This is a genomic window from Blastococcus sp. TF02A-26 (genome assembly GCF_003319125.1).
In the GTDB taxonomy this organism is placed as follows: domain Bacteria; phylum Actinomycetota; class Actinomycetes; order Mycobacteriales; family Geodermatophilaceae; genus Trujillonella.
Window position 1 is genome coordinate 34,996 of record NZ_QOHG01000008.1, and the last position, 13,644, is coordinate 48,639.

General features: G+C 73.8%; 13 protein-coding genes. 4 read left to right on the forward strand and 9 right to left on the reverse strand.

Annotated elements, in window-relative coordinates; translation table 11 throughout:
• Nucleotides 1-55 precede the first annotated feature (55 nt).
• Nucleotides 56-1,093 (reverse strand): MoxR family ATPase, encoded by a 1,038-nt coding sequence (locus tag DQ240_RS10735; protein ID WP_233498635.1) that lies wholly within the window; start codon nucleotides 1,091-1,093, stop codon nucleotides 56-58.
• Between the two features lie 134 nt (nucleotides 1,094-1,227).
• Here DQ240_RS10735 and DQ240_RS10740 point away from each other — a divergent pair, with 134 nt between their 5' ends.
• Complete coding sequence (locus DQ240_RS10740; protein WP_113839610.1) at nucleotides 1,228-2,499, forward strand: MFS transporter; 1,272 nt, start codon at nucleotides 1,228-1,230, stop codon at nucleotides 2,497-2,499.
• A gap of 13 nt (nucleotides 2,500-2,512) precedes the next feature.
• Here the strand turns inward: DQ240_RS10740 and DQ240_RS23260 are convergent, their stop codons facing one another.
• The 4 genes from DQ240_RS23260 to DQ240_RS10760 all read right to left on the reverse strand — a co-directional run bounded on the left by DQ240_RS23260 (nucleotide 2,513) and on the right by DQ240_RS10760 (nucleotide 5,237).
• Nucleotides 2,513-2,887, reverse strand: coding sequence for an ester cyclase (locus tag DQ240_RS23260; protein WP_158548636.1), 375 nt, complete (start codon nucleotides 2,885-2,887; stop codon nucleotides 2,513-2,515).
• Between the two features lie 89 nt (nucleotides 2,888-2,976).
• The gene (locus DQ240_RS10750; protein WP_113839611.1) at nucleotides 2,977-3,909 is read right to left on the reverse strand and encodes a VOC family protein; all 933 of its coding nucleotides are present in this window, start codon (nucleotides 3,907-3,909) and stop codon (nucleotides 2,977-2,979) included.
• Entirely contained in the window at nucleotides 3,906-4,892 is a 987-nt protein-coding gene (locus DQ240_RS10755; RefSeq protein ID WP_113839612.1) for a VOC family protein, read from the reverse strand. Before DQ240_RS10755 ends, DQ240_RS10750 begins: the two co-directional genes overlap by 4 nt.
• A gap of 6 nt (nucleotides 4,893-4,898) precedes the next feature.
• Nucleotides 4,899-5,237, reverse strand: coding sequence for a DUF4286 family protein (locus DQ240_RS10760; protein ID WP_113839613.1), 339 nt, complete (start codon nucleotides 5,235-5,237; stop codon nucleotides 4,899-4,901).
• A gap of 384 nt (nucleotides 5,238-5,621) precedes the next feature.
• On the opposite strand from DQ240_RS10760, the gene DQ240_RS10765 reads away from it, so the two are divergent.
• A complete protein-coding gene (locus DQ240_RS10765) occupies nucleotides 5,622-6,662 on the forward strand; it encodes a LacI family DNA-binding transcriptional regulator (protein ID WP_113839614.1) in 1,041 nt (346 codons plus the stop codon).
• Between the two features lie 175 nt (nucleotides 6,663-6,837).
• The gene (locus DQ240_RS23595; RefSeq protein WP_199589237.1) at nucleotides 6,838-7,737 is read left to right on the forward strand and encodes an FAD-binding protein; all 900 of its coding nucleotides are present in this window, start codon (nucleotides 6,838-6,840) and stop codon (nucleotides 7,735-7,737) included.
• Nucleotides 7,738-7,774: 37 nt separating this feature from the next.
• Here the strand turns inward: DQ240_RS23595 and DQ240_RS10775 are convergent, their stop codons facing one another.
• From DQ240_RS10775 to DQ240_RS10790, 4 genes are all read right to left on the reverse strand, one after another.
• Complete coding sequence (locus DQ240_RS10775; protein ID WP_113839615.1) at nucleotides 7,775-8,572, reverse strand: enoyl-CoA hydratase/isomerase family protein; 798 nt, start codon at nucleotides 8,570-8,572, stop codon at nucleotides 7,775-7,777.
• Nucleotides 8,573-8,693: 121 nt separating this feature from the next.
• Nucleotides 8,694-9,086 (reverse strand): helix-turn-helix transcriptional regulator, encoded by a 393-nt coding sequence (locus DQ240_RS10780; protein WP_113839616.1) that lies wholly within the window; start codon nucleotides 9,084-9,086, stop codon nucleotides 8,694-8,696.
• A gap of 147 nt (nucleotides 9,087-9,233) precedes the next feature.
• Entirely contained in the window at nucleotides 9,234-10,319 is a 1,086-nt protein-coding gene (locus DQ240_RS10785; RefSeq protein WP_113839617.1) for a 2-oxoacid:ferredoxin oxidoreductase subunit beta, read from the reverse strand.
• The gene (locus DQ240_RS10790; RefSeq protein WP_113839618.1) at nucleotides 10,316-12,232 is read right to left on the reverse strand and encodes a 2-oxoacid:acceptor oxidoreductase subunit alpha; all 1,917 of its coding nucleotides are present in this window, start codon (nucleotides 12,230-12,232) and stop codon (nucleotides 10,316-10,318) included. The genes DQ240_RS10785 and DQ240_RS10790 overlap by 4 nt, the downstream gene beginning before the upstream one ends.
• Before the next feature lie 271 nt (nucleotides 12,233-12,503).
• On the opposite strand from DQ240_RS10790, the gene DQ240_RS10795 reads away from it, so the two are divergent.
• Nucleotides 12,504-13,634, forward strand: a complete 1,131-nt coding sequence (locus DQ240_RS10795) for an acyl-CoA dehydrogenase family protein (protein WP_113839619.1) — start codon at nucleotides 12,504-12,506, stop codon at nucleotides 13,632-13,634.
• Nucleotides 13,635-13,644 lie beyond the last annotated feature (10 nt).

A 13,644-nucleotide genomic window follows, 5' to 3' on the forward strand; every position in this document is an offset into this window, starting at 1 on the left:
CCTCACGCCGGTTGCCGGTGCGCCGCTCGACGGGGGAGTCGGCGGCGATCGTCCTTCAACCGGGCTCTGCCGCCGACGGCCGGAGGAGGAAGTGGTCCTCCCAGATCTCGCGCAGGACGGTCTCCGGGGTGGACTCCAGCGCCTCGTCGAGGAAGATCCGGCCGGACAGCGCCAGCATCAGCGCGTCGAGGACCACCGCGGTGTACGCCTCGGGCAGCCCGCGGGGCGGCGCGACCGACGGCTCGTCGGGCAGGGCCACCGCGCGCATGGTGGCCAGCTGGGCGGCGACCAGGGCGAGGTCGATCGCCCCGCGCACGCTGCTGCCCTGGCGGACGTCGTCCCGTTCCCGGGTGGCCCGGGTCAGGGCCACGGCGTCGGCGATCAGCCGGGGCGACTCCACACCGGTGCGCCGGCCGACGATGCCGCGCTCGGCCTCGGCGTCCTGGTAGTCGATGGCCAGGCGGCACAGCCGGTCGTACACCGACGTCGACAGCCGCGTCGTCCCGATGTTGTCGTAGGGGTTCATCGAGGCGACCACGCGGAACGACGGGAGCGCCTCGACCGTGCCGACCCGGGGGACGGTGATGCGCCGCTCGGCCATCGCCGTGAGCAGCGTGTTGAGGGTGTCCTCCGGCGCGCGGTTGAACTCCTCGACGTAGAGGAACCCCCCGGCTCGCATGGCCTCGACCAGCGGGCCGGGCACGAAGTTGTCCGCGGTGTAGTCCTCGCGCAGCACCCGGGCGGGGCTGTGGTGGCCGACCAGCCGGGTCGGGGTGAGGTCGGCGTTGCCCTCGACGAACAGCAGCGGGATGCCCCACTCGGTGGTGATCGAGCGCAGCAGCGTGGACTTCGACGTCCCCGGCGGCCCCTCGAGCAGCACGTCCCGGCCGGCGGAGACGCTGGCCAGCAGCAGGTCGAGCTCGCGGTCGCGGCCGACGAGGTGGCGGGCCACCCGGCGGCGGATGTCGCGGACCGAGGCGCCGTCGGCGCCGCCCACGCGGGACCCGGTGATCACGGTGTCAGCGCCGGGGCCGGCGGCCGGGTCGGGATCCCCGGGGAGCACCTCGTCGGCTCGCTCGGCCGCTGTCGCCACGGGACCTCCTCGCTCGGCACGCCCGGGGCTCCGGCCGCGATCCTTCGACCATGTTATGACTGCTGTATCGAAGGGCTCCCGCCGAGGCGGCGTTCCGCGGAGCGGCCCCCGCCCACCCACCTGCGAGGGACGCGATGAGCGAGACCGCACAGCCGGTCGAGGCGCCGCCGGCGCCGCTGCGGCCGATGGCGCTGCTGCGGATCCGGCCCTTCGCCGTCCTCTACCTCAACGCCACCGTCATCTTCCTCGGCGTCATGGCCCAGACCATCGCCCGCGGCTGGCTGGCCTACGAGCTGACCGGTTCGAACGCCGCCCTGGGTGGGGTGCTGCTGGCCTTCGGTGTCGCGATGCTGGTCTCCACGCCGTGGGGCGGGGTGGCCGCGGACCGGCTGCCCAAGCGCCTGGTGCTCCAGGTGTCCATCGCGATGCTGGCCGCCTCCAGCGCCTGGATCGGGCTGGCCGTGGCGTTCGACGTCATCGCGTACTGGATGCTGCTCGGCTCGTCGATGATCCAGGCCGCTGCCTTCGCCCTCTTCGGCCCCGCGCGCATGGCCTACCTCGCCGAGGTGCTCCCCCGGGGGTCCCTGCCCGGGGCGGTCTCCATGCTCCTGGTGAACGGCGAGGTGAGCCGCGTCGTCGGCCCGGCGGCGGCGGGCGTGCTGGTCGGCTCGGTCAGCATCGGGCTCGAGGCGGTCTTCCTCGCCAGCGCCGCCCTGGCGGCCCTGGGGCTGGTCCTGACCGCGGCGCTGCCGAAGGCGGGCGGGCAGCGGGACGTCGCGGTCGGCACGCCGCTGTGGGAGCTCGCCGACGGCCTGAGCTACGTCACCCGGCGGCCCGAGCTCGGCGCCCTGCTGCTGTGCGGCTTCGGCGTCACGATGGCCGGTCTGCCCTACCTGGCGTTCCTGCCGACCGTGGCCAGCGAGCTGTTCGACATGGGGTCGGCCGGCTACGGCGTCCTGTCGGCGACCTCCGCCGTGGGGGCCGTCGTCACCGGCCTGCTGCTCGGACGGCGGTCGCACCGCGGGTCGCAGACCCGGACCTTCGTGGTCGCCGGCGTCGTCTTCGGCGCGGGCGTGGGCGCGCTGGCCCTGGCTCCCACGTTCTGGCTGGCCGTGGTCGTCCTGCTGGTGGTGGGCGGGTCCAACCTGGGGTTCCAGACGGCGAACCAGTCCCTGTTGCTGGGCCTGTCGGACATGGCCTACCACGGCCGGATCCAGGGCCTGGTGATGCTGAGCTTCGGCGCCTTCGGCATCGCCGCGCTGCCGCTCGGGGCGCTGGCCGACGCGGTGGGGCTGCGCTGGGTGCTCGGCGGGATGGGGCTGGTGACGCTGCTCGTGATGGCGGTCTTCGTGCTCGCGACCCGGGGCCGCCTGGCGCGGACCGACCGGCTGCGCGACCTCGGCTGACCCCGCGGACCGGTCACCGCCGCCAGTCGACCCCCGGCAGCGACGCGGTCCAGGACTCCACGATCCGGCCGCCGTCCAGGCGGTGGACCGTCAACCACGTCACCACCGTCATGGCACCGGTGTCCAGGTTGATCCCCTGGGTAGTGGCGCGGGTCCAGACGCGGTCCCCCTCGGCGATCTGGTCGTCCACGGTGGTGGTCGCGTCGTGCAGCAGCCGCCAGGCGCCGGCGATCTCCCGCTTGAACTCCGCCCGGCTCAGGGTCAGCGTGCCCGCCGAGGAGTGCCGCACGTAGGTGTCGCCGATGAGTTCGTCGACGACCGCGAGGTCCCGCCGGTGCCACAGCCCGTCCCAGTAGCGGGCGACGACGTCCCGCGGATCCTCCTGCACGCCGCGGATCCTAGGCACGTCGTCCGCCCGGCCACCGGCGTGCGACGGGCCCGGGACGACGTCGCGTCGCCCGGGCCCGTCGAGCCCGCTCAGGCGAAGGGGTCGCCGTGGATCTCCTCGGTGCTCAGGAAGATCGGGGCGTTGAAGGAGTCCTCGGGGTCGGTCATCAGCAGCGTGTCGCGGAGCCGGGTCGAGCGCACGCCCTGCGTCGTGAGCCACGCTTCGGCGGAGTCCAGGTCGGTGACCTTGAACCGCAGGCCGTAGATCATGTTGCCCCACTGGGCGACGTGCCGGCCCAGGTCGGAGTCGGCGGACTGCGGCTCGGCGATCTGCAGCAGGCAGTCGCCGAGCTGCAGGGTCGCGTACCGGGCCTGCAGGTCCGGGTCGACGCCGTGCTCGATGGGGATGGCCTGGAACTCGTCGACGTAGGTCTCGACGGCCTTGTCCAGGTTCTTCACGCCCAGGGTCACGTACGAGAAGCGCTCGATGGTGAGCGGGTGCGACAGCCACATCTTGTGCAGCGACGACCAGGTCTCCTGGTCACGGGGGTCGTTGGGCATGTCGTGCATGCACAGCTCGACCATCAGCCCGTAGGTGTCGCGGGGACTGGGGTAGCAGTAGATGAGGTCGGGCTCGGCGTGCTCGACCCGGCCACCGCCGGGCCGGCCGATGTAGATGCCCTTCGAGACCAGCCGGTCGACGAGCCCGCCGAGGTCCTCGACCTTGTAGCCGACCGAGTGCAGGTGCGTGCCGAACTTCGTGAAGAACTTGCCGACCGGCAGCTCCGCGTTGACCGGCTGAGCCGGCGACATGGTCTCGATGCACAGGTCGGAGATCATGAGGAGGGTGGCGTGCCGGTCCTCGACCGGGAGGTAGTTCGGCTCCTCGATGCCCATGTAGACGAAGCCGCCGAAGACGCGCTCGTAGAACTCGCGCAGCTTCTGGGCGTCGTCGGCCATGTGGACGACGTGCACCATCTGACCGAGGCCGAAGTCCCCGGTGACCTTCACCTGCTTCTTCACTGCTGGTCCTTCTTCCCTGTCGTGTGCGGGTCCGTGGGAGGGGCCGGTCGCGTCGCGGCCCGGCCGTCGTGCGCGTGCGCGGTGCCGAAGAACAGCGGCGCGCCGTGGCTGTCGTCGGGGTGGGTCACCAGCAGGTCGTCGCGGACCCGGGTGGTGCGGACGTCGTTGTGCGCCAGCCACCGCTCGGCGGCGTCGACGTCCCGGACGAGGAAGCGCAGGCCGTAGATCATGTTGCCCCACCGGGCGACGTGCCGGCCCAGGTCGGAGTCGGGGGAGCGGGGCTGCACGATCTCCAGCAGGCAGTCGCCCAGCTGCAGGACCTGGAACTGCGCGTCGAGCTCCGCGTCGGTGCCGGAGGCGAGCGGGACCGCCTGGAGCGCGTCGACGTAGGTGCCGACGGCCGCGGCCAGGTCCTCGACGGCGAGGACCACCGAGCTCAGGCACTCGAGGGTGAGCGGGTGCGTGCGCCACATGCCGACCAGGGACGACCAGGTGTCCAGCAGCCGGGGGTCGCCGCGCATGTCGTGGGTGGTCAGCTCCACCAGCAGGCCGGCGGTCTGACGGGGGCTCGGGAAGAGGTAGGCGGCGTCGGGGTCGACCGCCGAGAGCTTCCCGCCACCGGGACTGCTGATCGAGATGCCGCGGTCCAGGAGGCGCTGCTGCAGGCCCTCCAGGTCGTCGACCTTGTAGCCCACCGAGTGCAGGTGGCGGCCGTACTTCGTGTGGAAGCGGGCCACGGAGAACCGGGGGTCCGGCGGGAGCCTCGGCGCCATGGTCTCGACGCAGAGGTCGCCGACCACGAGCAGCGTGGCGTAGCGGTCCTCCCAGTCGAGGTAGTCCGGTCCGTCGACGCCGCTGTAGACGAATCCGCCGAGCACGCGCTCGTAGAACTCGCGCAGCGCCTGCGCGTCCTCGGTGACGTGGATGACGTGGACCATCTGGCCGATGCCGTGGTCACCCGTCCGCCGGGCCTGCTGCCGCACCGGGACTCAGACCGCGGTGGCGCCGGTGGCGGCGTACCACTGGAGCTCCGGCGGGTTGTCCGAGACGTCCATCGCGTCGGTCATGCGCAGCCGGCCCTCGGCCCCCGCGGCGCCCAGCTGGGCCGCCGCGGTGGCGACGTCGGCGTCGGCGAGCTCGTACACCGCGACGTAGCGCGGAGCGCCCCCGCCGCCGGCCAGGTCCACCCGGCGGTAGCGGTGCACCGCGGTCACCGACGGGATCGCCGCCCGGACGTCCGGGACGTGGATCTCGTCGTACCACTGCTCGTACTCGGCCTCCCGGCCGGGGACGGCGCTGCTGTGGGCGATGAACAGGCCCTGGGCCATGACGGTGCTCCTCGGGTTCCGGGGTCGGGGACGGGGGGCCGCGGCGTGCCGGTCGGCGGGGACGCGGGGCTCAGCCGGGTGCGGCGACGGCGGAGGAGGCGTCGGCACGCGCGGGGAGCGGTCCGGGGAGGGACGCCGCGACGGGGTCCTGGGGTACGGGGAGCCTCGGTCCCGGCACGGCTCACCTCGCAGTTCTGCCCAGGCGCCCACCTGCTCCGGAGGGAACGCTGCCCCGAAGGTAGACGAGCGGTGGAAGGTCGTAAATACTTCGAATCGACGACGTAGGTCACACTGTGCCGTCGCGCGGCCGGCCCCGACCGGTGCCGGGCCGCTGTACGGCTGCCGCGAACCCAGGCGGGAGCCCCGAGCGTCCGGGAGTCGTCGGTGTCGATCGAGTCGGAGCGTCTGGCGGTGCTGCCCCCGACGTCCCGGCGTCCGGGAGCGACCAGTGCGGACGTCGCCCGCGTGGCCGGAGTGTCGCGGTCCACGGTCAGCCACATCCTCAACGGCCAGGTGACCCGCTTCTCCGAGGAGACGGTCGAGCGGGTGCGGGAGACGGCCGCCCGGCTGGGGTACGTGCCGTCCGCCGCGGGCCGCTCGCTGGTCCTCGGCCGCAGCGACCTCGTCGTCCTCGCGGTGCCCAACACCACGCTGACCAACGTGCAGGACATCATCGAGGCGATCGCCGCCGACCTCGACGACGTCGGCTACAACACCGTCGTCCACTTCGACCGCGGTGGCGGTCCGGCCGACAACCTCGCCCGCCTCCAGCACCTGGTCGACACGCTGCGGCCGGCCGGCCTGGTGGACCTCGGGAGTCTCTCGCCGGCGGCCCTCGACGCGCTCGAGGAGCAGGGCTGCCCGTTGCTGTCGCCGCGGCCGCGCAACGTGCGAGGAGTCGACGAGGGGAACTACGCCATCGCCCGAGGGCAGGCCGAGCACCTCCTCGAGCGGGGGTACACGACCCTGGCCTACGCCTACCTCGTCGACCGGCGCGACGACCCGTTCGGCCGGATGCGGGCCTCGGTGGTCGCCGAGGTCTGCGCCGATGCCGGGCTGGCCGCGCCGGCCACGATCAGCGTGCCGCTGGACGCCGCCGGCGCGCAGACCGCGGTGTGCGAGCTCCTGCGCACCCGCGGGGCCCCGGTGGGCATCGCGTGCTCGAACGACGAGGTCGCGGTCGCCGTGGCGTTCGCGGCGCTGGCGCTCCGGGCGGCGGTCCCGGGCGACGTCGGTGTGGTCGGCGTCGGCGGGGGGAGCGTCGGGCAGCTGGTGACACCACGGCTGAGCACCGTCACCTTCGACGTCCGCACCTCCGTCAGCTCCATCCGGCAGGCGATCGGGCACGCCCTCGGTGGGGCGGAGGAGCCTGCGGGGAGCGTTCCGGAGGGCACGTTCACGGTGCTCCAGGGCGAGACGACCTGACCTGCCCGGTCTCGTGGCGAGGCCCGTACCGAGACCTTTCCGGTAACGATGGCACAAAGTGCCACGTGACCGTTGACACGTGTCACCGGGCTCCGTACGGTCGCCGTGCCGGGTGATCCGGCCCACACCGCCGGGTCCCCCGGAGGGCGTGGCGCGCTGGCGAGGAGGCTGGCCGATGTCGGCAACGGAGGACTACGACGTCGTGGTCGTCGGGTTCGGTGTGGCCGGTGCGGCCGCCGCGCTCGAGGCGGCCCGGGCCGGGGCTCGCGTCCTCGTGCTGGACCGCCGCGGCCTCCGGGTCCGACCGGTGGTGCCGGCCGTCGCCGACCGTCCCGCGCTGCGCGTGCGCCGACGCTTCCGGTCGCGTCCGGGTGCTGCCGTCCCCCCGCTGTCGACGCTGCGCGCCGAGGCGGTGGCCGCGGGCGTGGAGGTGCGCCGGCAGACGGCGGTGCACGAGCTCGTCGTCGAGGGTGGCCGGGTCGCCGGGGTCGGGTACGCCGCGATGGACCTGTGCACCGCGTCCGGTGCCCGCTACTGGTGGCTGGACCGGCTGAGCTCCTGGACGCCGCGGTGGTCGGCCGGGCTGGCCCGCACGCTGCGCCGGGCCGCCGAGGCGGTGTGGCACGACGCCTCGGAGGTCGGCACCGTCACCGCGTCCGCCGTGGTGCTCGGCACCGACCGGGCCGGCTGGGACTTCGTCGGGCCGGCGGTCTGGGCCGCCGGGGTGGCCCGGCGGCCCTCGGGCGTCGGACCGCGCCGACGGCTCAGCCTGGTCGGGGACGGGGCGCCCGCTCCCACTCCGGAGCTCGAGGTCCGGGCGTGGTGCGCTCGCGCGACCGGTGCGGGGACCTCGGTCGAGGCGCTGGCCGAGCTCCGGGTGGACCCGGCCACCGCCCAGCTGTGCGTCGGCGACGCCGGCGAGGTGCCGGGTCTCTACGCCGCCCTCGCGGAGCGGACGGGACCGGCACCGGTGCCGACGGAGGACAGTGCGCTGCTGGTCGCCGCCGGTCGGCGGGCCGGTCGGGCCGCCGCCGTGGGCCGGCCGCGCCGCGGCCACCTGCGCTCCGTCGGCTGAGGCCGCCGCGGCCGACGCGCGCCGCCCCGGCGCAGGGTCAGCGGCCGAGGAAGCGGGGCGGCCGGTTCTGCCGGAACGCCGCGATGCCCTCGTGCAGGTCGTCGGTGGTCATCGTCACCGGCTGGGCCATGGCCTCCCACTGCAGGGAGGCCTCGAGCCCCGCGGCCGACTGCTCCAGCCCGGTCTTGGTGAGACGGGCGGCGATCGGCGCGGCCTGCGCCAGTCGCTCGGCGACGGCGAGGGTGTGCGGCAGCACGTCGTCGGCGACCTCGGTGACCAGGCCCCAGTCCAGTGCCTCCGCGGCGGCGACCTCGCGGCCGGTGAAGAGCATCTCGCGGGCACGGGAGACGCCGATGGCCTCCGGGAGCAGCCAGGTCGCGCCCATCCCGCCGTGCGTGCCGCGGTAGATGAACGGGGTGCTGAACCGTGCGCCGGTGGCGGCGAAGCGCAGGTCGCAGGCCAGGGCGAGGCACACGCCGGCCCCCACGGTGGCGCCGTTGACGGCGGCGAGCACGGGGAACGGCAGCTGCCGGGGCCGCAGCCAGCTGCGGTAGAAGGGCAGCATCCGGTCGCGGAGCCGGTCGATGGTGACGTCCTCGTCGGACCCCTGGTCCAGCCAGGAGAGGTCGGCGCCGGAGCAGAACGAGCTGCCCCCGCCGGTCACGACGACGACGCGGGTGTCGCGGTCGGCGGTGACCTCGTCGAGGGCGCGGTCCCACGCCACGGTCATCTCCGCGGTCATCGCGTTGCGCACGCCGGGCCGGTTGAGCGTGATCAGCCGGACGCCGGTCGCCGGTTCGCTCACCAGCACCGCGTCGCCGGAGTCGGTCGCCATGGGTCGTCCTTCCTGCCGAGAGCGGGTGGACCCTACGGCAACGGCACAACGGCGACGGCGCGTGCCGGCCCACCCGGGAGGACCCGGGCGGGCGGCACGCGCCGTCGAGGAGAGGAGTGGGCTACCAGGTCAGCAGGGCGGCGGAGCGGGACGAGTCGTCCCCGACCGCGGCCTTGAGCGCCGGCCGCTCGGAGCGCTCGGCCGGCTCCTCGCCGCCGTCGGCCACCAGGCGCGGGCCCGGGGCGAGCAGCCACATCTCGTCCATCAGCGACCGCAGCACCTCGCGACGCAAGGAGTAGAAGTAGTTGCGACCCCGCTTGCGCACCTCGATCAGCCCGGCCTGGGTGAGGATCTTGGTGTGGTAGCTGATGGTCGGCTTCGACACCGGCAGCGTGTCCTCGAGGATGCTGCAGGCCAGTTCCTCCTGCTGCGCCATCTGCTGCACGATGTTCCACCGGATGGGGTCTCCGAGTGCCTTGAAGACCTCCGTCGCAGCGACGGGTTCACGGGTCATGACGCGGGCCCCTCCGGATTCCGATCACGCTCAGTAGTTCAACGAACGTCAATCTAACGGTTCGACGTCCTTCTGCCCAGCCGGGAGCGCGGTGAACCGTCCCACAGTCCGGGATCTCGTGGGGCCGGGCCGGGGACGGGTGCACGCTCAGTCGCCGACGGTCCAGGTGTCCCGGCCGCGGAGCACCGACTGGAGGTCGGGTCCGCCGGTCCGGTCGGCGGCCGCGCGGGCCTCCCCGACCTGGGCCCGGACGGCGTCGTCGTAGGTCGTGCGGCGCACGTCCCGGAAGACGCCGGTGACCGTGTGGGTCAGGTCCTGGTCCGACAGCCGCGACAGCGCGAAGGCCAGGTGGACGTCGGCCGGGTCGTGGACGACGACGTCGGCCGGGTCCACCTCCGCCGCCTCGGCCACCCGCAGGCCGAAGCCCTCGCGGACGACGGCGTACGCGCCCAGCCCGTCCTCGCCGGCCGGCCCGAAGCGGATCGGCTCGCCGGCGGTGAGGCGGATCAGCCGCTGGGGCGCGGTCTCCGGCCGGCGCAGCACGTCGAACGAGCCGTCGTTGAAGATCGGGCAGTCCTGGAAGATCTCGACCAGGGCGGTGCCACGGTGCTCGGCGGCGGCCTGGAGGACCGCGGTCAGGCCCTTGCGGTCGGAGTCGATCGCCCGCCCGACGAAGGTGGCCTCGGCGCCCAGCGCCAGGGACACCGGGTTGAACGGGTGGTCCACCGAGCCCATCGGGGAGGACTTGGTCACCTTCCCGGTCTCGCTGGTGGGGGAGTACTGGCCCTTGGTGAGCCCGTAGATCCGGTTGTTGAACAGCAGGATCTTCAGGTTCACGTTGCGGCGCAGCGCGTGGATCAGGTGGTTGCCCCCGATCGACAGCGAGTCGCCGTCACCGGTCACCACCCAGACCGAGAGGTCCGGACGGGCCACGGCCAGGCCGGTGGCGATCGCCGGGGCCCGGCCGTGGATGGAGTGCATCCCGTAGGTGTCCATGTAGTACGGGAAGCGCGACGAGCACCCGATGCCCGAGACGAAGACGGTGTTCTCCCGCTTGATGCCCAGCGTCGGCATGAAGGAGCGGACGGCGGCCAGCACGGCGTAGTCACCGCACCCGGGGCACCACCGCACCTCCTGGTCGGAGGTGAAGTCCTTTGCCGTCTGCGGCGACTCCGCCTGCGGGACGAGGTCCAGGCCACCGAGGGCCGGCATGCCGAGGTCGATGGCGGTCACGAGGCGGCTCCCGGGACGTGCGTGAGGAAGACGTCCTGCAGCTCCTCGGCCTTGAACGGCTGGCCGGTCACCTTCGTGTAGCTCTGCACGTCCACGAGGTGGCGCGAGCGCAGCAGGGAGGCGAGCTGCCCGAGGTTCATCTCGGGCACGAGGACGGCGGGGTAGCGGGCGAGGACCTCACCGAGGTTGGCGGGGAAGGGGTTGAGGTGACGCAGGTGCGCCGTCGCCACCGGCGTGCCCATCGCCCGGACGCGGCGGGCCGCGGCGCCGATCGGCCCGTAGGTGGAGCCCCAGCCGAGGACGAGCAGCTGCGCCTCCCCGCTCGGGTCGTCGACCTCCAGGTCGGGCACCGGGATCCCGGCGACCTTCGCCGCCCGCAGGTGCACCATCCGCTCGTGGTTGGCGGGGTCGTAGGAGATGGCCCCGGAGCCGTCGGCCTTCTCCAGACCGCCGACCCGGTGCTCCAGGCCCGGCGTGCCCGGCACCGCCCACGGGCGGGCCAGGGTCTCGGGGTCGCGCAGGTAGGGCCAGAAGGCGCCGGACCCGTCCGGTGCGTTCGGCTCGGTCGCGAACGCGGGGTCCACCGTGGGGAGCGCGGCGACGTCGGGCACCTGCCATGGCTCGGACCCGTTGGCCAGCGCGCCGTCGGACAGCAGCATCACCGGCGTCCGGTAGGTCACCGCCATGCGGACGGCGTCCAGGACGGCGTCGAAGCAGTCGCCCGGGGTCTGCGGCGCGATCACCGGGACCGGCGACTCGCCGTTGCGGCCGTGCAGTGCCTGGAGCAGGTCCGCCTGCTCGGTCTTCGTGGGCAGGCCGGTCGAGGGGCCGCCGCGCTGGACGTCGATGACCAGCAGGGGCAGCTCGAGGGCGACGGCCAGACCGATCGTCTCGGCCTTGAGCGCGATGCCCGGGCCCGACGTCGTCGTCACGCCGAGGGCGCCGCCGAAGGACGCGCCCAGAGCCGCGCCGACGCCGGCGATCTCGTCCTCGGCCTGGACGGTGGTCACGCCGAACGCCTTGTGCCGGGAGACCTCGTGGAGGATGTCCGACGCCGGGGTGATCGGGTAGGTGCCGAGCAGGACCTCCAGCCCGGTGACGTGCGTGGCCGCGACGATGCCGTAGGCCAGGGCCGTGTTGCCGGTGATCTGGCGGTAGGTGCCCTCCGGCAGCTTCGCCTTCGCCACCTCGTAGACCACGGCGAACGCCTCGGTGGTCTCGCCGTAGGCGTGCCCGGCGCGGAACGCCAGGACGTTCGCCTCGGCCAGCTCCGGGCGCTTGGCGAACTTCTCCCGCAGGAACCGCTCGGTGCCCTCCTGCGGCCGGGAGTACATCCACGACAGCAGGCCGAGGGCGAACATGTTCTTGGCCCGCTCGGCGTCCTTCTTGGGCAGGCCCGTGGACTCCAGGGCGCCCCGGGTCAGGGTCGCCATCGGGATCGCGTGGACCTGGAAGTCGGCCAGCGAGTCGTCCTCGAGCGGGTTCGCCGCGTAGCCGACCTTGGTGAGGTTGCGAGACGTGAACTCGTCGGTGTTGACGATGACGACGCCGCCCTTGGGCAGGTCGCCGATGTTGGCGCGCAGGGCCGCCGGGTTCATCGCGACCAGGACGTCCGGCCGGTCACCCGGCGTCAGGATGTCGAAGTCGGCGAAGTGCACCTGGAACGAGGAGACGCCCGGCAGCGTCCCGGCGGGGGCGCGGATCTCGGCGGGGTAGTTCGGCAGCGTCGACAGGTCGTTGCCGAAGCTCGCCGTCTCCGACGTGAAGCGGTCGCCGGTCAGCTGCATGCCGTCGCCGGAGTCGCCGGCGAAGCGGATCACCACGCGGTCGCGGCGCACGACCGTCGGCGGGCGCGAGCCCGGGGCCCCGGCGGCCGCGGGGTCGGCGGCGCTTCTCGTGTCGGTGGACGTCATCGCGGAGAGGTCAGCCTCGTTCTCGGTCGGCGAGGGCGCGGGGAGCCGCGAGGGCGGTGCGCGTGCGGTCGACGCGTGTGCCCCGGCGCCCGTGGAGCAGGAGGAGTAACGCACGGCCTTCGATAGATTGACAAGTCTCTTCGCACCGTGGTCTGCTCGCGAGGTCTGCCCGGGCCCGCCCGGGTGCCGGCTCGGCTCCGTCCGGACGCCGCCGGCTCCCGCCGTCGGCGGCGCCTTGGACCAGCCACTCGACGCCAGAACAGGAGAAGCGGTGGAGCTCGAGCTCACGGCCGACCAGAAGCTCTTCCAGGCCTCGGCCCGGTCGCTGCTCGAGAAGGACTCCCCGCTGGACCGGCTCCGCCGGCTGGAGGTGGGCGAGGCCGCGTGGGACCGCGCCTCGTGGCAGCGGGGCGCCGAGCTCGGCTGGGCCGCGACGATCGTCCCCGAGGAGCTCGGCGGCGGCAGCGTGTCCGGCGAGGGCGTCCGCGACCTCGTGCTCCTGGCGGAGGAGCTCGGTGCGGGCGTCGCCCCCGGGCCCTTCCTGCCGGTGAACGTCGTCCTCGCCGGACTGGTCGCCGCGCACGGCACCGGACCGGACCACTCGGCCACCATCGAGTCCCTCGCCGCGGGCGAGCAGGTGGCCACGTGGGCGGTGTACGAGCCCGGGGGCCAGTGGGCGCCCGAGGCGGCCCGGGTCACCGCCACCCCCACCGGCGAGGGCTGGCGCCTGGACGGGACCAAGGACCGCGTCGAGGCCGGCCTCGAGGCCGACCTCCTGCTGGTCACGGCGACGACACCGGAGGGGCTCGCGCAGTTCCTCGTGCCCACCGCCGCCGCCGGCGTGACCACCTCGCCGCAGTGGGCGCTGGACCTCTCCCGCCCGCTGGCCGAGGTCCGCCTCGAGGGCGTCGTCGTCGGCGCCGACGCGCTGGTGGGCACGCCCGCCGGGACCGCGGAGGTGCTGGAGCGGCAGCTGCAGGTGGCCCTGCTCATCCAGTGCGCCGAGATGTGCGGCGGGCTGGAGAAGATGTTCGCGCTGACCGTGCAGTGGGGCTTCGACCGGTACTCCTTCGGCCGGCCGCTGGCGTCCTACCAGGCGCTCAAGCACCGGTACGCGGACATGCGGACCTGGCTGGAGGCCTGCCACGCCACCACGCAGGCGGCGGCCGCGGCGGTCCAGTCGGGCTCGCCCGACGCCCCCCTCCTGGTCAGCGTCGCCAAGTCCTTCGTCGCCGAGCGCGCCCAGTGGATCCTGCAGGACTGCGTCCAGCTGCACGGCGGCATCGGCGTGACCTGGGAGCACGACCTGCACCTGTACCTGCGGCGGGCGACCTCCGACCGGGCGCTCTACGGCACCCCCGAGGACCACCGCCGCCGCCTCGCCGACCTCTCCTCGCTCTGAAGGGCTGACA